Source organism: Streptomyces sp. NPDC055966 (genome assembly GCF_042269865.1).
Taxonomy (GTDB): domain Bacteria; phylum Actinomycetota; class Actinomycetes; order Streptomycetales; family Streptomycetaceae; genus Streptomyces.
The window spans coordinates 243,622-263,576 of the sequence record NZ_JBHJYK010000016.1 but is presented as its reverse complement, the minus strand read 5'-3'; the positions used below and the strand labels follow the sequence as shown (position 1 = coordinate 263,576).

The following is a 19,955-nucleotide window of genomic DNA, read 5'->3' as shown; positions in this document are numbered from 1 at the left end:
TGCCGGCGCCGGGCGAGGCGGAGCCGCCCGCGCCCGCCGAGGACGGCGGCGGGCTCGACGCGCCGGTCGTGCCCGACCTGCTGGTGCCGGCCCGGGGCCGCCCCGTCGACCCGGCCGCGGACGGGGACGGTTCCCGCGGTGTCCGCCCCGCCACGGGCGGCGGGGCGGACACCGCGGACGCCGAGGGCGGCGAGCCGCCCGGCCCGCCCGCGGGCCGCGTGTTCCCCGTGACGTACACGGCGCAGGCCGCGGGCGCGGTCGTGTCGCTGCCGGTCCTGCGCCCGAACCGGTGCGGGGGTCAGATCGTGACGCCGCCCGCCCGCAGATAGGCGAGCGGGTCGATGTCCGTGCCGAAGTCGGGTCCGGTCCGCATCTCGAAGTGCAGATGCGGACCGGTGACGTTTCCGGTCGCGCCCGAACGGCCGATGCGCCGGCCGGCGGTGACGCTCTGCCCGATCCGCACGGTGATCGCCGACAGATGGCCGTACTGGCTGTAGCGGCCGTCGGCGTGCCGGATCACCACCTGGTAGCCGTAGGAGCCGCCCCAGCCGGCGGCCACCACCTGCCCGGCCTCCACGGCCTTCACGGAGGTGCCGGTCGGCACGAGGAAGTCGACGCCGGTGTGGTAGCCCTTCGACCAGTGCACGCCGGCCACCCGATAGCCGGTGCCGATCGGGGCGTTGACCGGGGCGACGAGCGTACGGCCCGTGTTCGTGGTCCGGTGCGGGGTGCTCGTGTGCTCCGAAGGGGCCTTGCGCCTCGGGGACTTGGTGCCGGCGGCGGCCGTGCCGTGCAGGCTGAGCCGCTGGCCCGGCAGGATCAGGTCGGGGTCGGCGCCGATCGTCCTGCGGTTGCCGGCGTAGAGGCCGCGCCAGCCGCCGCGCACCTGGTGGTCCTGCGCGATGCCGGAGAGCGTGTCGCCGCGCACCACCGTGTACATCTCGGCGCGGCCGGCCCGCGACTGCGGGGTGGTCTGGGGCGTCACGTCCCGTACGGACGTCCCCTCCCCGGTGCTCCGCCGCGCGCTCTTCCCGGTGCTCTCCTTCGCCGCGGGCACCGGGCGTGTCGCGGCGCTGTCCGTGTGGGCGCCGGGCTCGGCGTCCCCGCGGTTCAGTCCGGCCCGCACCGAGCAGACCGGCCAGGCGCCGGGCCCCTGGGCGTCGAGGACCCGCTCGGCGACGGCCATCTGCTGCTCGCGGCTCGCGAGGTCGGCGCGCGGCGCGTACCGCGTGCCGCCGTACGCCTCCCAGGTGGACCGGGTGAACTGGAGTCCGCCGTAGAAGCCGTTGCCGGTGTTGATGCTCCAGTCGCCGCTGGACTCGCAGGCGGCGACCTTGTTCCAGGTGGAGGCGTCGGCCGCGTCGGCGGTGCCGGCGGCGACCAGCGGAATCGCGAGTCCGGCGCCGCCCGCCGTGACGGTGAGTGAGGCGCGGTTGATCCTGTTCGGCTGGTACCGGCGATGCCGGCCGCGTACGGCCATGTCCGAATTCCCCTCGGCATGCGTCAGGAGGGGCAAAACTAAGCGCGGCGAACAGGCCATGACAAGACGGAAATCCGGCCTCCCACGCCCCTCAAGTGGCCGGGAACGGCCCCCTCTTGGCCTGATCGGCGAAGGGGTGAGGCTTCCGGCGCCGTCGCCGCGTACTCAAGCCTGGCGGGTCTCATGTGCGCTCGCCAGGTCGGCAGGTCAAGATGGGCGAGGGCTCGTACTGACGGAGCCGTAGTCACGAGGCAACCAGGAAGCAGGCGGCATGAGCACTTCAGCGCAGATCGGTGTCACGGGCCTCGCGGTCATGGGCCGCAACCTCGCCCGGAACTTCGCCCGCAACGGCTACACCGTCGCCGTGCACAACCGTACGGTGGCGCGGACCAAGGCGCTGGTGGAGGGGTTCGGCGGCGAGGGCGACTTCATCGCCGCGGAGACCGCCGAGGAGTTCGTCGCGGCGCTGGAGCGTCCGCGCCGCCTGGTCATCATGGTCAAGGCGGGCGGCCCGACGGACGCGGTGATCGAGGAGTTCGCGCCGCTGCTGGAGCCCGGCGACATGATCATCGACGGTGGCAACGCGCACTTCGCGGACACCCGGCGCCGCGAGAAGGCGTTGCGCGAGCAGGGCATCCACTTCGTCGGCATGGGCGTCTCCGGCGGCGAGGAGGGCGCGCTGCACGGGCCGAGCATCATGCCGGGCGGCCCGAAGGAGTCGTACGACTCGCTGGGCCCGATGCTGGAGAAGATCTCCGCGAAGGCGGAGAAGGACGGCGCGCCCTGTGTGACGCACGTGGGCCCCGACGGCGCCGGGCACTTCGTGAAGATGGTCCACAACGGCATCGAGTACGCCGACATGCAGCTGATCGGCGAGGCGTACCAGCTGCTGCGCGATGTCGCCGGGTACTCCCCCGCCGAGATCGCGGACATCTTCCGCACCTGGAACCAGGGCCGTCTCGACTCCTACCTGATCGAGATCACCGCCGAGGTGCTGTCCCACGTGGACGCGGCGACCGGCAAGCCGTTCGTGGACGTCGTGGTCGACCAGGCCGAGCAGAAGGGCACCGGCCGCTGGACGGTGCAGATCGCGCTGGACCTGGGCGTTCCGGTGTCCGGCATCGCGGAGGCGGTCTTCGCCCGCTCGCTGTCCGGGCACGCGCAGCTGCGCGCGGCCTCGCAGGGGCTGACCGGCCCGAAGGCGGCGCCGCTGGGCAAGGAGGAGGCGGCCGCCTTCGCCGACCAGGTGGAGCAGGCGCTGTACGCGTCCAAGATCGTGTCGTACACGCAGGGCTTCCACGAGATCACCGCGGGCAGCGAGGAGTACGGCTGGGACATCGACCTCGGCAAGGTCGCGTCGATCTGGCGGGGCGGCTGCATCATCCGGGCGGCGTTCCTGGACCGCATCCGCGCGGCGTACGACGCCCGCGCCGACCTGCCGAGCCTGCTGTCGGACGAGACGTTCGCCCGGGAGATCGCGGGCGCGCAGGACGACTGGCGTGACGTGGTGATCGCGGCGGTGCGGGAGGGCGTGCCGACGCCCGGCTTCTCCGCGGCGCTGGCGTACTACGACGCGTTGCGGGCGGAGCGGCTGCCCGCGGCGCTCACGCAGGGGCAGCGGGACTTCTTCGGGGCGCACACGTACCGGCGGGTGGACCGGGACGGGGCGTTCCACACGCTGTGGGGCGGGGACCGCAGCGAGGTCTCCGCGTAGGGGCGCGGGCGCTTCGTGCGGCATCGGCACAGCCCCGCGCCCCTTCGTTCCCGCCCCCGGGTCTTCAGGTGAGCGGCGGTCCCGGCTCCGGGTTCGGGACCGGTTCCGGGCCCGGGGGGATCGGGGACGGCGACGGTTCCGGTGGGACCGGGGCCGGGGGCGGCGGGGGCTGTGGGGGCTGTGGTTCCGGCTCCGGCGGGGTCGGCCGGGGCGGGGGTGCCGGAGGTGGGACCGGGGTGGGGTAGGGGTCCGGGGTGGTCATGGGGGCCTCCGGGCGGTCGCGGGGCGTGGGCCTTGTGGACTCATCGTCCCTCCGGACCGGTCCCCCCGTCTGCCCGGCGGCCGCGGGTCACCCACCCGACAGGGCCAGGGGGTGTCGTCCGGATCGTCCCGGCGTCGCGGGCGGCTCCCCCGCACTCGGCTCCGCTCACGCGCTGGGACCCCCTGGCCGTGCGCTCAGAAGCGGCCGGGGTGTTCCCGCAGCCACTGCTTCGCGGCCGACAGCAGCTCCGGGTCCGCCGGCGGGGCGACCTCGGGGTGGCGTTCGGCCCACTTGACGACGTACGGGCACAGCGGGGCCACCGGGACGCCCTCGCGCTCGGCGAGGGCGTACAGCTCGCGGGCGAGCGAGCCGGCGATGCCCTTGCCCTCGTGGGCGGGCTCGACGATGGTGTGGACCGGGACCAGGGCGCGCGCGGGCGACTCCAGCACGAAGTACTCGACGTGGCCGACGACCTCGCCGGCGCCGACGGCCTCCAGGCGGCCCGCCGCCCGGTCGTCGCGGATCTCGATCTCGCTCATGGGCTCACACGCTCCTGGTCTCGTCCTGGTCCGGCGGACCCGTCGGTCCGGGCCCGTCAGGCCGGGCGGGCCTGCGGGCTGCGCCGCTGGTCCGAGCCGGGCACCGGCTCGGACGGGTCGGCGCCGAGGGACACGATCCGGTTGCCGCCGTCGACGTGTACCACCCGCGGCCGCAGCTGTCGCGCCTCGGCGTCGGTGACCTGAGCGTAACTGATGATGATCACCAGGTCGCCGGGGTGCACCAGATGGGCGGCGGCTCCGTTGATCCCGATGACCCCGGAACCGCGCTCGCCCTCGATGACGTACGTCTCCAGCCGGGCGCCGTTGGTGATGTCGACGATGTGCACGAGCTCGCCGGGCAGCAGGTCGGCGGCGTCGAGCAGGTCCGCGTCGATGGTCACCGATCCCACGTAGTGCAGGTCGGCCTGGGTGACGGTGGCGCGGTGGATCTTGGACTTGAACAGAGTACGCAGCACTTTGGACTCCTGAAAGACAGCTCCCTGCCAGCTTTCTGCAGGTCAAGGGCGGTCTTCACTGTACACCGGCACGCGTCGGAGTCGATGATTGTGAGGGACATCGCTTCTCTATGGGGAGAAGTCTCCCTGCCTGGGCTTCCGCGCCGACCAGGCTGTTGCGAGGCCACCGACCAGATTCCTGTTCGGACAACCTTTCCAGGATGTTCGGGAACTGATGCTGACCGTGTGCTGACTTTCCTGACGCCGCATCAGGTACATGCGGGCCACAGGAAGACTCGCTGCCCGGGAGGGCCATTGCAGCCCGAAAGATTCCGCGAGTTCACACAGTCGGCGTCAGGCGCACGGCCTTCGCATCGGCCCAGTAGATTTCGGCGGTCTTCAGTTCCGGAGAAGCTCCCGACGCCCTCGCGACCAGTGGGACGTCTCGTTCCGTTGCCACGACGGGGCCGACCGAATGCTTGACCCTCGCCCCGGCCATCGTCATCGACGCCAAGAGTCTCCGATGGCAAAGCAAGCTCGGCAGCAAGCTGGAAAAGGGGCAACAGTAGACCGTCCCGTCGGTATTCGATTGTGGCCGCCGACAGGACGCGGGTGTTGGTCGAGTTTCGATGGGGCCAGGCGCAACCCCGGCCCCATCCGGCTCGTCAGACCTTGGCCTCAAGGACGCCCAGCGCCGCCTGGAGGACCGGCTCCACGCGCAGGCGCGTCCCGTCCCGATCGAACACCTGGAGGGCCTCCAGGCAGACGACGGCCCAGCGTGCCTCCTCGGAAGAGAGACCGGCCATCTCGGCCGCGGTGGCGAGATAGGCGTCGTCATGCCAGTCGGTACCGAGCTGCTCGACGACCCCGTCGTAGGCGGTCTTGAGGGTGTCGTTCTCCAGCAGCCCCACGGCGTCGACGAACTGTTCGGCGCCGCTGCTCTGCTCCAGCCACGACGTCAGGTCCGCCAGCACCCGGTCCTGGTCCGGTCGGCGATCACGCAGCTGCAGCGCCTTGTCCAGCAGGTACGGCCAGCCACCGGTCGCCTCCGCCAGGCGCGTCAGCCGTTCCTCCGTCTCGCACAGGCTGTGGCGCTGCGTCCAGTCCTTCAGGCTGCCCAGGTCATGTCGGCGCAGCACCACGACGGTGTCGTGGTCTGCGTCGGGGCCGGTGAGGAGGCCGGACCAGAAGCCGATCTGTTCCACACCTGACACGAGAACCACGGAGCGGGTCGCCTCGGCGGCCTCGGGCAGCACTGCCCTGGCCAGGTCGAAGGATTCCCGGCAGGACTTCTCGCTGCCCTGCGAGAGATCGCTGATCAGCAGTCGCCGCTCGCCCGCGCGACCGGCGGCGAGCTCCTTGCGGAACGTCTTGGCGCTTCCGATCGCGGGCACGGACCAGCCCGCCACTCTGCCCGTCACCTCACGCAGGGTCCGTTCCACATCAGCGACGCCGGTCGCCTGTGCGCCGAGAACGACGCGGACCTGGTTGACATATTCGCCCAGCAGGTAGTCGATCTGGTTGATGGTGAGCGGAGCGGACCTGCCGTCGTAGAGGTCCGGACGGCTCTCCAGGACAACGGTCTCCTCCAGCCGGGACTCTGTCTCCGCCCGCAGCAACCGCGCTTCGATCTCCTGGGCGGTACCGATCATGCGCAGCGCGTTGGGCCCCCGCAGATGCCAGCCCTGCCCATCGTTGTTCGGCGCCAGGACACCGAGGCCGACCATCTCCTGCAGATAGGCGCGGAAACCCTCGCTGTCCAGGTGCTCGAAGCCGCGGGGCCACCAGCCGGCGCATTCCTCCCGCAACTCCCGGTCACTGAGGCGGGTTTCCAGACCGTTGTCCCGGGCGTGCTGGGCAAGGACATTCGCGATGACGTGGTAGCGGTCGTCCAGGGCGAGGGTGTCCTTGAAGGCCGCGGTGATGTCCGAGCGCAGCGAGGTGTCCTGTTCCACCGCGTCCACATCGGACTCCTCGATCGTGTACGGAGGCGGCGCGAGTGGTGCGCGAGCCCGCTTGTCCTGCATGACCTGCACCATCCGGCTGCCGAAGATCTGCAGCAGGAAGGGCTGGTACGAGCAGAAGCCGAGCACCCGGTTGACGAGGTCGACGTCGGCGAACTCGAAGCCGAGCGCACGCATCGGGTGCACGATCAGGTCGGCGGCGAACTGCGGGGCAAGCGGTCCGACGACTGTCGGGGTCTGCGCCAGATGGCTGAACGGGCCGTTCCTGGCGAGCCGCGTGAAACGCTGCACCGAGTGCAGACCGGCGAACACGACCTTGGCCCGGCCGCGCGAGTCCTCACCCAGACCGCGCAGCCGGCGAGTCTCCGTGCACTCGGGGACGTCTGCCTCGAAGAAGCGGTCGCACTCGTCGAGGAGGATGAGCAGCCGCCGGTCGGCATCCTGAGCGAGCCACCGGGCGATCCCGTCGGTGACCCGCTGCCATGACTCCTGTTGTGGACCCCGGCGTCGGGGCTCCTCCAGGACTCCCTGCCTGATCAGCTCCTGGTCCAGCGTGGGCCAGATGGCCTCGGCACCGAGTGCGGTGCCCCGGCCGATGCCGATCTTGTCCAGGTTGAGGTAGAGCTTGCGGTAGGCCCCCGGCCGCTGTTCCTCGAAGCGGTCCCCCGCGTCGGCGAGCAGGGCCGACTTGCCGAGACCTCGGCCGCCGTAGAGGATCTGGGTCCCCGCCGGGTCGTGGATGCTCTTACGCTCGCGGTCCCGGCCGTAGAACATCTCCCGGCCGATCTGGCCCCGCTTCTCCTTGATGTACGGGTTCACCGCGGAGAACGGCAGCAGCGTCTCGGTCGTGGCATCCACCCGCCGGTTGCCGTGCGCGACGAGGTAGGCCAGCGCGGCGTCGTCCACCACCATGATCGGCTTGGTGTCCTGGGAGGCAGCGGCCAGCTCATTTCGGGTCCTGCTGTCCAGCGTCCCGAAGTGGACGACGAGCAGGCTGCTCTCGTCGGGGTCCTGCAGAGCGCGGGTGATGAGCAGTTTGGCCGCGGGCCGGCCCCAGATCAGCAGGGCGCGGAGCTTGCCGCCCCGGTCTTTGATCTGCGATCCGAAGGCGGGCGCCCAGGCACGGCCGGTGACATGCACGGGTGCGAGTTCGAAGAACCGGTAGTCCTTGCCGCGCGGCAGGTCGTCCAGAGGCCGTGCGCGCCGGGCCTCGTATCCGAGGAGTGCCAGAGCCGGATTAAGGCTCTCGCGCGGATTGATGTTGATACGGTCCTTGGTCGCGGCGAGCGTGCTCCACAACATCAGGGCCGCGGCCGCCCTTTCGGCCTCCTCCTCCGAGAGTCCTGCATAGTCCAGCACAGCGTGGTCGCCGCAGCGGCCACGGGAGCGGACGGCCGCGATCAGCTCAGCGTCGATGCCGCCCGGCAGCGAGTCCGGCACGGCGGGGAAGAACGCCTCCAGGTGCGAGTCCTCGGACCTGATCTCCGGTACCGGTTCGCCCAGTTCGAGGAAGTAGACGAGTTCGGCCGCAGTGGCCAGGCTGTCGGTGTCCAGATTGCGCAGAACTCGTTCCCGGTCCTCCGCGCTCACGTCCGTCAGCGCGGCCAGCCGGGCGCGCAGCCGGTCGGCGGCTTCCTCGCGGTAGCGGGGCAGCAGCTCCTCGACTCGGTCGAGGTTGCGTCGGACCGCGGCCAGCTCGCCCGGTCGGTCGTGCTCCACGTGTGCTCGGGCGTCCGCGAGCAGCTCCTGGAGGCTGACGTCCTGTTCGACGGTGAGTGCCTCGTCGGCCTGGGACCGACGGAGTCGGGCGGCCAGTTGCCGCTGTTTCTCGGCGAGCGCCGCGCGGCGCTCCTTCTCGATCGCGCTGAGGTATGCGCGACGCTCCTCCGAGAGCGACAAGGTGTGGGCCGCAGGAAGGACGTCGAAGTCCGCGAGGTCCGTGATGGTGCGAATCACGCCGAATTCGTCACGGGCGAGCTGGTGCTCGATCGCGTCGTCCCAGGTACGGTCCACTGCCTTCAGCAAGCCGTCCACGGTCGGCTTCTCTCCCGGCGCGGCCGGTTCGGCCTTGTGGAGCTCGGCGTCCAGAACCGTCTGAACGTCCGGCTCGGATCCCGTCTCGACCGGTCGACTGTTCGCGTCCAGCCCGTCGAAGACCTCGGCGAACAGGTCCCGCGCCACGTAGGCGGTGGCTTTCGCCAGGACGGCGGAGCTGCGTTCGGCCGCGGCGAGATCGTCGGCTACCCGTTCGCGCAGGCCGAGGAGGGAGAGGCGCAGGGATGCGACGGACTGGAACGCCCACATGTTCTCTTCCGCGCGTCCCGCTTCCAGGTCACGTTTGACCGCACGCCACTGCCGTACGGCGTCCCGGACGCGCTCCAGGCAGTGACGGACGTTGTTGCGGCCCGCCCCCTGGATGCCACGACCGCCTGGCCCGCGCAGCGCAGCGTCCATCTCGTCGATCGCCGCCTCGACCTGAGCTCGGCGAGTGAGGTTCTCCAGCAGCTCGTCGGCCAGGTTCTCGGCGTCCGAGGCCCCGACCACGATGGCGGTCAGCACGCTGCCGAGCAGACCGGTCGGCGCCAGCCAGCGCTGCACCATGGCGCTGGCCCGTTGGAAACGCAGCCGAGGCACGGTGAGCAGAGCCTGGCAGGCGTCCACCGCCGCGCGCAGCGCGCTCTCGGTGTGGGAGACATCGGCGACAACGGCATGGGGTGGCGCGATGAGCAGTGCGCCCTGCAGTGCGCGTTCTGCCACCATGGTGGCCACCTCGTGCAGGGCATCGGGCAGTTGCGGGGCGAGCGCCCTCAGCTGCGCACCGACTACGGGCGCACCCGTCACGAGGGCTGCGCGGACCAGCGTGGGCAGCAGGAGCAGGGACAGCGCGTCGCTGTCGCTCTCCTTACGGGCCTCCCATTCGTGCAGCGCTTCCTCGATGACCTGAGCCGCTCGGCCGGTCCTGGAGTGCAGCAGTGGCCCCGCGGCGGCCAGGCGCAGGACCGCGGACTCAGTGTCCGGGCGATCGGCGGCCTGCGACAGGTGGGCTGCAAGCCCGAAGCGCTTCTCGGCGATGAGCCGGGCGAGGACGGGTTCGATGCCCGCCGTTCCCGTGCCGTCAGCGGTATCCGTGGTGGTGTCGACTGCCGCGGGGACCGCTGGGTCGGCGATGACCCACCCGTCCGGCGGGGGCTGCTGCTCCGCGTTGCCGGCGGACCGGGGAGGTTGCTCGACCGGGACGGAATCGGCGGTGCTGTGTTCCTGCGTCTCAGGCACGCCGGTGTCAGCCTGCGCGGCGGTGGCCGAGTCCGGGGATATGGCCCGTTCCGACGCCTCGGAAACCTCGGCGGATTCCTCGCCCTCCGGGGCGGCGGCCGTGTCGTGGGTGGTGGTCCTGTGCTCGGTCAACGTGATCTGCTGGTACAGGACGGCGGCCACGGCGTACGGCGGATGTGCGACCGACAACTGCTGCTGGAGCTCGATGATCTCCTGCTGTGCGTCGGACCGGTCCTTCATGTCGGCGAGGCGCACCAGCAGCGTGAGAACGTGTGCGCAGGCGTCGTCCTGTTCGTCCCACTCCTGCTTCGCGAGCAGTGCCTCCGCGCGCTGCCTGGCGTCCGCTATCACGGCGGCCACCGCACTGCCCGGAGAGCAGCCGAGGGCCGTCACCGTCTCGACCACGTGACGGGCCTCGGCGTTCCTCTCCTTCCGTTCGACGCGTGCACGAACCTCGTCGATCGCCCTCAGGACATCGGTGAGGCGATCGGTGACGCCGGTGACGCCGAGTGCGGAGAGCACGCCCCGCGCGTGGGAGAACGCCGGCGCGACGGTGGCGAGCGGCACCAGATCTGTGTCGGCGGGCGGGCACCCGTCCAGCAGGGCGGCGCGCACGCGGTCGGCGGCACCTCGTGCCTCCTCGACGGCGTGCTTGAGCTCCTGCTCGGCCAAGGCCAGGTCGTCCAGGGAGCACCCCTCACCAGGGGGCTGCTCTCCCTGCTGCGGTGAGGACTCGGCCAGTTCCGGAGCCGAGATGTGATCGGGTCGCCGGGGAGCCGGGACTGCAGCGGTCGGCTGTGGTTCCTGAGCCACCGCATCCTGGTCCAGCGCGGTGAGGTGGTCGAACCCGGGAGTCGCGTCGATCACCTGCTGAGCAGCCTTGAGTACCGCGACCAGTGCCGCCTCGTCCGTCTCCATACCGAACCAGTCGTGTCCCGCGGCCCATACAAGCAGTCGGGCGTCGTGTGCCGAAGCCTGGAGGTGAGAGAAGAGCGCCAGGCGGAGCAGGCACGCGCCCCAGCGGTCCACGAGACCGGGGCTCATGCCGGCGGCCCCGTGCTCAGCGACCACGTGATCGATGTCGTTCATGATCCGGGCGGTAAGGTGGGACGCGGCATGCCTGTGGTGGGTCGGCTCCACCCGCTGCAACCGCTTGAGCACCTGCTCGCTGAGCACGCGTCCGAATCGCCGCGGCTCTACCTTGCGGAAGCCGAGGCCCCTCATGATCGCCTGACGGTCCTTGGGCCCGAGGGAGTTCAGCGCGAGTTCCGTCTCGCCGACCGTGAGGTCGTCGAGGGCAGCGTCCAGGACCTGGCCGAGCCCATCGAGCGTTGCGGCGAGTTCTTTGAGCAGTCCAACCGGTGTGCCGTGCGGAGAGGACGGTGGTTTGGCAACTACGGGGTAGCTGGCGGTCATTCAGTCCCGATCTCTTGTTTCCTGTGATGTGGATGCGGGGGGTGTGGCGTGCGGCGCGCGCATGCCCGGCCGGTCCGGCCCGGGCGGGTCAGCGCCGGCGGGAGTGTTCCGTGACGAAGGTGTAGCCGGGTGGCAGTTCCCAGCCGTCCGCCTTTCCGACGTGGCGGCAGTGCTCGCGGTAGGCAGCGCGCTGGGCATCGGTCGGATTCGAGCCCGCGGGCAACCTCCGCAGAAAGCCGTGAACGAAGTGCTCCACGCCGTGGACCTGCGGCGGCGCGCCGACACGCGAGCCCGGTCGTGGCACCGCCACGGGGTTGGGCGCGTAACCGATCAGGGCGATGGGCAGCTCACCGTCGCGCGCAGGGTGGTGGGGCTCGCCGTCCGCACCGCGGCTGCCGCTGGCCGGGTACAGGTGGTGTTCGGCGAGTAGCTCGTCCACGGCCTGCTCCAATGCGGTGACTTGGTGGGGAGCAGGAGCTGTGTCGTAGACGCCTCGTGGGAGGGTGGCCCGGTCGAGGAGGGCATGTCCGTCGGGCGTGAGGCGGCCGAAGCGCCGTACAGCACGCAGGACCAGACGCCGGGTGTCGAGGCCGGCGGATGAGTCACCGTCCCGGTCACTGCCCGGCGCTGCTTCCCGGGTGAGCACTCCCGGGTCGTAGCGGTGCGCGACGAGTTGCCCGTCGATGTCGACGGGGTGTCCCAGTTCGACGGTGTGGACCCGGAAGACGGTGCCGCCGCGCGGCCACTGGATGTACAGGCTCAGCCCGGGGAAGAAATCGATGGGCCACTGGACGTTCCGCAGCATGCCGGTCTCTTCGGTGAGATCCAGAAGCACCTCCTGGACCTCCTCGGACGCGTCGAGGTCGCCGCCGGGATGGCTGAGTTCCAGGCGTACGCGCACGGAGACGGTATGCGTGCCGAGATATGCCAAGCCATCCCGGACCCTGGGGCTCAACGGCAGTCGGTCCTCCATGAGGTGGGCGAGACGCAGCGGGGTCTGCCAGCAGACCTCGCTGTCGTTGATCCTCAGGTAGTTCGGCGGACCGATCCGGTCACCGTCCACGAGCGGGGTGTCCGCGGGTTCGGCATCTACGTACCGTTCGTCCTCCGGCTGTTCCTCTCGGGGGACGCTCTGTGCGTACGGCACCGCGACAGGCCGGGGCGGCACGGGTGGATGCACGGTGTCATGCCAACCGCGTCCCGCTGGGCGCAGCGGATCACTGTCATCCGCCTCCTCCGAGCCCGGGTGATGGGACCGCCAGATGCCACCGTTCTGGAAGTCGTCGTCGAGGGTGATCCGTACGTCGCTCCCGGTGCGTATGCCGTTGTCCGTGTCTCCCCGGACGAAGTCCGCGACCGCCAGGTTGGCGCGGCACACCGAGACCGCGTATTCCACTCCGCTCAGCAGTGGTTCGGCACCGTCGACGCCGCGCAGCCACGGCCCGATCGCCGTGTACACGGTGCGGGAACCGTTCAGGCCGTGCCGTCGGCGGGTGACAGGGACCGCACTGCGTTCCAGGGAGCCGGCGAGGGCTCTCAGGTCGTCGCCGCCCAGCGGTCCGTCGTGACCCAGGGCGGCCCCGATGCGGGTACGGGTCAGTGCGTAGTTGCCCCAGCTGCGCAGGCTGTCGCTGGTGCGCAAGGCGTGATCGACGGTGTCCAGCAGCCCGCTGAGGGCGTCCTTCAATCGCTCCTCCGTGCCGCCCCCGGCCAGGTGGGCGACGGACACGGGAACGAGGGGGCTCAGCAGTGCTTCGCGCTGGTGGGTCAGCAGGTGCTGCACGAAGGCGGTGCAGTCGTCGAGCCCGGCCTGCGGCGCCGAGCCGTAGCGGGCGTCGACGACGACGTGGCCGTCCTTGTTGAGCCACTTCTGGCGGGCCCGGAACCGCTGCAGCTTCGCCTCGCTGAGCTGCAGCGCGGGGCCGAAGGCCGTGGGATCAGGGACCAGCAGCTCCCGGCGCACTGGGTGCAGTGCCTCCGACAGCTCGCTCGGTCCTCGGACACCGGCCGGTGCCCCGGACACCCACGCGGGTACGTCGGCACCCTCTTCGACGCCGGGGTGGCGGCCCTCCTTGTAGACGATCTCCGCGTACAGCGGGTCGGATCCGGTTTCGATGCGCACGAGTGCCCCGACGGGCAGGGCCGGTACTTCGTCGCCCAGCGCCAGGGAGGGGAACGCGTCCAGGTCGAAGGGGCCGTTACCGTGGCCTTCACCACCAAGTTCGTAGCCGAAGTAGGCGGCGTTGAAGGCGACCGCGGTGTGCACCGGACACACGCGGTCAGCCACGACCGCCTTCAGGTAGCGACGCAACCGTTCCAGTTCCTCGGCGGGTGTGCTGCGGTGTCCGCCGGTCATGGCGGGAGTGAGCACAGGCTCGCCGTCGAACGGCCGCCAGATGTCCGGTCCCGTGCTGATCATCGTGGTCACGCCCAGCCGTCCTTCCGTTCGGATCCGCTTCCCGCCCGGCGGGATCTCGTGTGTCGGACCGGGCGGACGGCTCGCCAGAGGCTGTCCGGGCCCTCGGCCGCGGCTCCGGCTGCGGCCAGCCGTGTGAGGCTCTCGCCTACTGCCGTATAGGGCAGATCGGCGCGACCGCCGAAGTGGCGGCTTTCCCGGATCGCCTTCGGCAGGGGGATCATCTTTCGATTCATCGGGTTGTAGGAGGATTCGTCGCCGCGCAGTGCGTGCCAGAGCCGACGCGGGTGTGTGCCCTGCGGCTGGAGCTGCAGCAGCCGGTGGACCTGGAGGTCGACGCGCTGGTCGCGCAGTGAGGTGTCGGCACCGCCTCCCTCGCGGGGGCGCGGGCTGTCGAAGGCCTGGGCGACGGCAGGGCGCCGCTCTTCCACGGGCCAGCGGCCGGTGTCCCAGCAGGCCGAGCAGCGGCAGCGGGCCGTGGTGCAACACCCCTCGGGCAGGTCGCTGACGCCGAAGTAGTCGGCGAAGACCCGTTGGGCGCAGACCGTGCTCGCGTCGAAGAAGTTCCGGAGCCTGGCCAGTTCCTCGGCGGCTCGGCGGCCGCGTCGACCGAGCAGCGGGAGGAACCCGTCGGGCAGGGTGCCGGTGCGGGTGGTCAGACCGGTGACCAGGCGGGGGCTGGGTGCCGCGGAGACGTCCAGGAGCCCACGGTCGTGGAGGTCGGCGAGCAGTTCCCAGGTCGCCGACGGTCCATCGGCGACCGAGCGGTAGTCGGGGCACCGGGCGGTGAGTTCCCGGTCGAGAGCTCGGACGTCGACCTGTCGTGGGGTGTCCCAGGACAGGGCGGTGTCGATGACGGTCTGCTCCAGCCGCACGGACCCGGCCGCTTCCTCGTCGCGCTCCGCTGCAGTAGTAGGCGTGTGTCCTGCGCCGTGGCCGGCCGGTCGGAGGTCGCCGGGTTTGACCGCGCAGAACGGCGGGTGGTCGCCGAGGTCCTCGACGGCGCCGAGGTCGGCGAGCGCGCTGAACGCCCGCATGATGCCGCCCTGGTAGCGCTCCTGGGTGTGCCGGTCGTCCAACTCGGCCTCGCTCAGCGCACCGCTCGCGGCGTCCTCGGCCATGAGCAGGTCCGCCAGCCGTACCGGATCGAGCGTGCCGTCCCGCTGGGCGAGGACGAGGCTGCCCATGCGCCGGAGCAGCGACGGGGGCAGTTCCTGGCCCGTCATGAAACGGACCATGCGCAGACCTCGGCTCGTCACGAGGGCGAGACCGCTGTTGACGGGGCCGTCGCCGGCCGTCCCCCGGCCCGCGCCATCCCGCCCCGCCCGACCCAACTGCTGGTAGAGCGCGGCCAGGTCGGTAGGCGGCGACACGCACATCACGGTGCGTACGTCGGGCCGGTTGACGCCAAGCCCGAATGCGGAGGTGGCCACCACCATGACCGGGACGAAGCCGTCGTCGCCTTCCCGGGGCGCCTCCCGGAACTCCGTCATGACGGCCGCCTTCTCCGCCTCCGTCAGACGGCCGTGGAACCGCAGCACGCGGACGCCGGCGTCACCCACGTACTCGCGCAGGTGGGTGTAGAGAGTGTTGACCTCCTTGACGGTGAGGCAGTAGAGGATGGCGTGACCGTCGAGGGCGTCGACGACGCGCTCGACCAACCCCGCCACACCTCCCTGTCCGAGCCGGTCGAGGGAGCGGCGGAAGACGGCGAGTTCGGGCCTGATCGGGTTCTCGCGCACCGTCAGGAGCCCGCCGACGACTCCGGGATGCTCCGCTTCGGCGGTCGCCTCGGCCGAAGCGGGCTCCGGGACCTCGGCGGGCAGACCGAACAGTCCTTCGCGCAGCGCCTCGTGGACGGCCCTGTTGGCGGTGGCAGTCACCGCGGTGACTGCCACCCCGTGGTCCCGGCGCAGCTCGTCCAAGAACCTGCTGACCCGGCGCATGCTGGGCCGGAAGTCCTCCCATTGCGGGAGGGTATGCGCCTCGTCCACGGCGATCCGGGTTACCCGGCCCGCCGCCGCGGCCGCGCGGACGGTCTCCCGGAAGCGCCGCTGGCACAGGCGTTCCGGGCTGACGTAGACCAGGCGGATACCGTGGTCGGCCCGACCGAGGAGCTGGTCCGTCACTTCTGTCTTGCCGGCCCTGCTGCTGGACTCGCGCAGCGGGGAGATGAGCGCGCGGACCGCGCCACCGATGGACCGGTTCAGTTCGAGGGCCTGGTCGTGCATGAGAGCGACGAGCGGGCTGACGACCACGGTGACGCCGGGCAGGACCAGCGCGGGCAGCTGGAAGGTGAAGCTCTTGCCGAAGCCTGTGGGAAGCAGTCCGAGTACGTTGCGTCCCTCGGCCACGGCGGCGATGACGGCCTGCTGAGCCGGCTTGAGGGCCACAGGTTCGTCGACGAGCCGCAGCAATCCTCCAATGCGGGCACAGCGGTCCTTGATCTCCTCCACGAGCAGGCCCTGTTCACGCAGCTTCCGAGTCTCCTCGGTGGTCAGCGCCAGTTCGCGGATGCGCCTGGTGTGCGGCAGGAGGGTCTGTCGTTCGAGGGCTTCGTCGGTACACAGCTCCGCGGCCCGGGCGGGGTCCAGGAGGTTGTGGGCCGCCATGAACTCCCAGATGCGACGCCATCCTTCGGCCATGGTGGCGACGTTGCCGCCGCCGATGTCGCCGGTGTCCGGGTCGGGGCGCTGCAGTCCGTCATCGAGGCTGCCGAGGACGGCACGCCGGTAGGAGCGGCGCAGGCTGCTTGCTCCCGCGAGTTTGCGGTCGCTGATGACGACGACGCCGCGGTGGCGGTCGGAGCGGATGAGCCGGCCCACCGCCTGACGTAGCTGGAGCGCGGCGAGCGGCAGGTAGTAGTGCTCGGTGGCGGCACCTTCCGGATCGGGGTGGCCGGCCTGCTCGGCGCGTTCGGCGACCGCTGCGCGCCGGGCCTCCACGATCGGAGCGGCGAACGGTGCGAAGGGCAGTTTGTTGATCCACACCAGACGCAGCCGCTCGGCGTCGGAGACGTCGACCCCCTGCCAGAGTCCCTTGGTGCCGACGAGAAACCCTCCGCCGTCCCACCGGTCGGTGAAGGCCTGATAGGCCCGGCCGTTGCCGAGAGTGAGCGCCTCGACGACCGGGGTGTCGAGGGCGCGGGAGCGCAGCTCCCGCACGAGGTGAAAGCCGATGCCCGCGGCGGTCGAGCGGGCGGTCGTGAGGATCATGCCGCCGCCGTCGAAGCCGTTGCCGTCGGCGCGTACACGTGTCATTTCGGTGGCGAATCCGGCGACCTGGTGGGCGACGGTCCGCAGGGCGCCCTCCTCCTGCTCCGCCCAGGAGGGGAAGTCGGAGAAGCACACGACCTCGGCCTGGCTACGCAGGGCGAACGGGGAAGGCAGGGCCAGCGTCGGCAGATCGTCGGGCAACCCGAGTCGGGTCCGCACGAAATCCCATTCCCCGGCGACACGCAGGGTCGCGGAGACGTAGTGGACACGGTCGAAGGACTCCAGGTAGCGCCGCCACTCCGGGTCTGCGGGCAGATCGACGGGACTGGTGGCGACACGGAAGCGGTAGGACCGCAGCTCCGCCCTGGGTTCGTCTACTTCCTCCATATGTATGACGCGGGAAGGGAGAGCCTCGTCCAGGGTGAGGGCGGGGTCGAGAAAGGCGCGGATGTCGGCCGTGATCCGGTCGAGGGCCGTGGCGAGGGAGTCGGTGTGCTCCGCGAGCGCGGTCAGGCGCTCGCGTACCAGGGGATCGATTCCGGCAGCGTGCTGGACCACGTACCGCTCCAGCGTGATGCGACAGGACACGAGCGCCTTGGCGATGCTCTCCAGCACCAGCGACAGCCGCCGGGTGTGCCGGGTGCCGGAGGTGCCGGCGTAGGGGCTGGCGAGCGTGGTCGCCCGGCTGCCGATGCGTACACCCACGCCCTTGGCCTGGGCGTCGAAGGCCTGCGCTGCCAGCCGGGGAAGGCGTTCATCATCGAGCAGCCGTTCGAGCTCGGCAATCGCTGCGGCGGCCTGCTCCTTGGCGGTGCCCTGGTGCGCGTCCGCGATCCATGCCTGGTACTCCGGCAGCAAAGCTTCCAGGTCCTGGTAGTCGACGGTCACGGTCAGCGCGGACGTGGCGGCGTTCTCCAGCTCATGCGCCTCGTCTATCACGAGGAGCACCTCGGGTCCGACGGCACGCAGGTCGTCCAGGTGGGAGAGGACGAGCGCATGGTTGGCGAGGATAAGGCGGTGGCTGTCGATCGACTCCCGGACGCTGTCGGTGTGCACGGTGAGCGGGTTGCCTGCGGCGGGGCCGTAGTCGCCGTCGCGCTGGGACAGCGACTCCAGCCAGAGCGGCAGGCCGCGCCCGATGTAGTCGGCGAAGAAGGCGGGCAGGTCCACCGGGTCGACCGATCTGGCCGTCCAGGACTGCGGGGGCTCCTTGGCCGCGAGCAGGCGCAGCGTGAGGAAGACGGCGAGTTCGCGGAACCGGTGCCGCTGGGAGAAGCGGGCGCGGGCGGTGCCCGCGGAGCGGCGCCGACGCGTGGCCTCGGCGAGGCTCTTCGTCAGGGCGGCGAGGGAGAGCCGGTTGGACTTGCCCTTGACCAGGTCGGCGACCCCAAGGATGCCCGGCAGGGCCCGCTCCAGGTCCTGGATGTCCTTCGCCATCTGGCTCTGCAACTGTTTGGTGTACGTGGCGATGACAGCGGTACGGCTGTCGCCACCGGCGAGCCAGTCCAGCGCGGCGGCAAGCACCGCATAGCTCTTGCCCGTGCCGGTGGGCGCTTCCAGCAGGCCGCCGACGCCGCGGTCGATCCAGGTGTGCAGCGTCGCCGTCATCTCCTGCTGGGCGGGCCGGGGTTCAACGCTGGAGCCGTGCACGACCCGGGCGAGAGCGGTCGGCTCGACCCGTCCGCCAGCGCCCCGTAAGACGTCCGGCACGTCCACGGCGCCCCGGCCCGGTGCCCTTTCGCCAGTGGTTCGACGCGGCGCGTGCTGCCCAAACTCGGCACCCAACAGGCGGGCCACGTGCGCCTGCTCCCACGCCCGCGGCTCTCGATCGTTGGCGGCCTCACCCTCGGCCAGTTCCCGCAGCAGCCGCCACGCGTCGGAGTCGGGGCAGACGTCGGCGATGAGATCGCGCAACTCGGCCGTCCTGCAGGCGAACTCGGCGGCGGCCCGCTCCAGGAGGCGCACCAGCAAGACCGCGTCACCGTCCGCAGTATGGGCCCGCAGGTCCGAACGGGAGACGTCGAGTTGGAGCGCGAGGTCCTGAAGTCGGTGGGACGGGGCTGTCGGCCACACGGCATGAGCGAGGTGCAGGGCATCGACAGGGCGCACGGCGGAGAGCGGATCGCGGGTACCGGCCCCCTTCGCCGCTTCACTGACGACGGGGAAGTCCAGTGTCGTGCCGTTAAAGGCGACCACAACATCAGCATCCGACAGGAAGTCGCTCAGCTCCGGCCACGCCTGTTGCGGGGATAGCCCCTGGCCGAGTACGGCGTCCCGGACGCTGCCGTCACGCAACTCCTTGGTGTCCCCAGAGAACCTAAGGTAACGCCGCCAGCGAGGGGCCGCAGCGACCCATTCCCGATCGGCGCCAAACCTGACCGCTGCCACCTCGTAGACGTGCCGCTCCAAGTAGGGAGCGGTCGCCGTTGTCCGTACGACGCTCTCGACGTCGAGCGCGACGGCCCGCAACACCGATGTCTCGTCCAACCGTGCAGCGATAGCGGATTCAGCGCATGGCTTGGGTGGTTCAGGCGCGACCTGTGCCGGGGGCGCCGATTCCTGCAGAGCAGCAGGCAGGAGAAGGTCCCCCGAAGCGATCAGCAAACCTCCACGGACCGCCTCGGCGACCAGCTTGACTAACCGCTGCTCCGGCAGTGTGCGGAACTGTCTCTTGGCCTCGACGACCAGTTCCCGCTCAGAAATTCCGGACGTAAAGGCGCGGACCAGCTCCGCAACCTTCCGCGACGCCGCAGAAACCGTCTGCCCTTCGGGCATGCACACCCCCCTTGCACACGGCCCAGCCCATGCTTGACCGCCCCGCTCCCTCGGGTCTCCCTCCCCTGGAGCCCCGGAACGTGGCCTACATCATAGTTTGATTCGGAAGGTTATGGACCTTCAGTAGAAGTATTCGCGGGGCGACTGACGGACACGGACAGGCGTGACGGGGTTCAGCTTCCGCGAGCCGAACTGGCACACAGGCACACAAGCCCCGATGCGCCGTCAGGACCATGAGCCACTGCCATGCCTTCTGCTTGCCTCGCTCCCCGCGACGGATCTCGTCCATCACACCCCCTCCGTTGCTGCAGGCTGATCAACGGCGATCGCAGGAGGCGGCACTGACAATCGAAGGGCGAGCCGGACGTCGCGGTGGACGTCCCCGCTCCCCCGCCTCCGAGACGGCGCGCGGGCGACTATTTCAGATCCAACCTCAGCACCGCCCC

The 19,955-nt window shown here is 70.7% G+C and carries 7 protein-coding genes and 1 pseudogene; 2 read left to right on the top strand and 6 right to left on the bottom strand.

Going from position 1 to position 19,955, the window contains the following annotated elements; all coding sequences use genetic code 11:
• Positions 1-329 (top strand): annotated as a pseudogene (locus ACFC8N_RS31255) (hypothetical protein); the annotation flags it as partial.
• Here the strand turns inward: ACFC8N_RS31255 and ACFC8N_RS31250 are convergent.
• Positions 299-1,480: a transglycosylase family protein gene (locus tag ACFC8N_RS31250; protein ID WP_376291619.1), complete on the bottom strand. Its 1,182-nt coding sequence runs from the start codon at positions 1,478-1,480 to the stop codon at positions 299-301. The pseudogene ACFC8N_RS31255 and the gene ACFC8N_RS31250 overlap by 31 nt on opposite strands.
• A 271-nt stretch (positions 1,481-1,751) precedes the next feature.
• Between ACFC8N_RS31250 and gndA the strand changes: the two genes are divergently transcribed.
• Complete coding sequence (gene gndA / locus ACFC8N_RS31245; protein WP_356034698.1) at positions 1,752-3,194, top strand: NADP-dependent phosphogluconate dehydrogenase; 1,443 nt, start codon at positions 1,752-1,754, stop codon at positions 3,192-3,194.
• A 456-nt stretch (positions 3,195-3,650) separates the two neighbouring features.
• On the opposite strand, the gene ACFC8N_RS31240 is transcribed toward gndA, so the two are convergent.
• The 5 genes from ACFC8N_RS31240 to ACFC8N_RS31220 all read right to left on the bottom strand — a co-directional run bounded on the left by ACFC8N_RS31240 (position 3,651) and on the right by ACFC8N_RS31220 (position 19,029).
• The gene (locus tag ACFC8N_RS31240; RefSeq protein WP_356034695.1) at positions 3,651-3,995 is read right to left on the bottom strand and encodes a GNAT family N-acetyltransferase; all 345 of its coding nucleotides are present in this window, start codon (positions 3,993-3,995) and stop codon (positions 3,651-3,653) included.
• Positions 3,996-4,051: 56 nt separating this feature from the next.
• Positions 4,052-4,471 carry an aspartate 1-decarboxylase gene (panD, locus tag ACFC8N_RS31235; protein WP_376291617.1) on the bottom strand — a complete coding sequence of 140 codons (420 nt, stop codon included), beginning with the start codon at positions 4,469-4,471 and terminating at the stop codon, positions 4,052-4,054.
• 644 nt (positions 4,472-5,115) lie between these two features.
• Positions 5,116-11,103 (bottom strand): hypothetical protein, encoded by a 5,988-nt coding sequence (locus tag ACFC8N_RS31230; protein WP_376291615.1) that lies wholly within the window; start codon positions 11,101-11,103, stop codon positions 5,116-5,118.
• Between the two features lie 88 nt (positions 11,104-11,191).
• On the bottom strand, positions 11,192-13,522 hold the full coding sequence (locus ACFC8N_RS31225; protein WP_376291635.1) for a hypothetical protein: 2,331 nt from the start codon (positions 13,520-13,522) through the stop codon (positions 11,192-11,194).
• A 5-nt stretch (positions 13,523-13,527) separates the two neighbouring features.
• Positions 13,528-19,029, bottom strand: a complete 5,502-nt coding sequence (locus tag ACFC8N_RS31220; protein WP_376291613.1) for a DEAD/DEAH box helicase — start codon at positions 19,027-19,029, stop codon at positions 13,528-13,530.
• Positions 19,030-19,955 lie beyond the last annotated feature (926 nt).